The sequence below is a fragment of the Vibrio sp. Y176 genome (genome assembly GCF_033438945.1).
Genome location: NZ_JAWOQS010000686.1, coordinates 1 through 641, shown reverse-complemented (window position 1 = coordinate 641; position 641 = coordinate 1). Strand labels below are relative to the sequence as shown.

General features: G+C 46.3%; 2 pseudogenes. Both read right to left on the bottom strand.

What is annotated here, in order from left to right:
• Positions 1 to 231: pseudogene (locus R7O13_RS28075) on the bottom strand (ligase); the annotation flags it as partial.
• A gap of 67 nt (positions 232 to 298) precedes the next feature.
• A pseudogene (locus R7O13_RS28070) lies at positions 299 to 641 on the bottom strand (excinuclease ABC subunit UvrA); the annotation flags it as partial.

Below are 641 nucleotides of genomic sequence, written 5' to 3'. Positions count from 1 at the left end.
TAAAATGCGGTTACTCGCGAGCTGATAGCAACCGATACCTAACGCAAAGCTAAATGCAATCCACGTTGTTGCGTTGAAGGATAAGGCTAACCCTGATCCACCTGGATTGGGCATAAAAAAGTGCATGGCCAGTAAAAACAGAACGGCCAAAGCGATGAGAAACTTGCGATTGAGAGGAACTTGTACTTTTTCAGGAGAAAGTTTGGTTCCACTTACATGTATAGTAGCCATATATATTGCGTTGTTTTGAATGAAAAAAGACCAGCGTTGGCTGGTCTTTGTACTTTACCCGTTTTTTCTATTTCAACATAGGCTTAAGGAATCGAGCTGTGTGCGAACCTTCGATCTGAGACACATCTTCTGGTGTTCCCTGGGCAATGATCTCTCCGCCGCCTTGTCCGCCTTCTGGTCCTAAGTCGATGATCCAGTCTGCTGTTTTGATGACGTCCAAGTTATGCTCGATAACCACAACGGTATTCCCGTGATCGCGCAGGCGATGAAGTACGGTCAATAGCTGCTGAATATCATGGAAGTGCAGACCAGTTGTCGGCTCATCCAGAATGTACAAGGTTTTACCCGTATCACGCTTGGATAGCTCTCTTGCCAATTTCACTCGCTGCGCTTCGCCGCCTGATAATGTG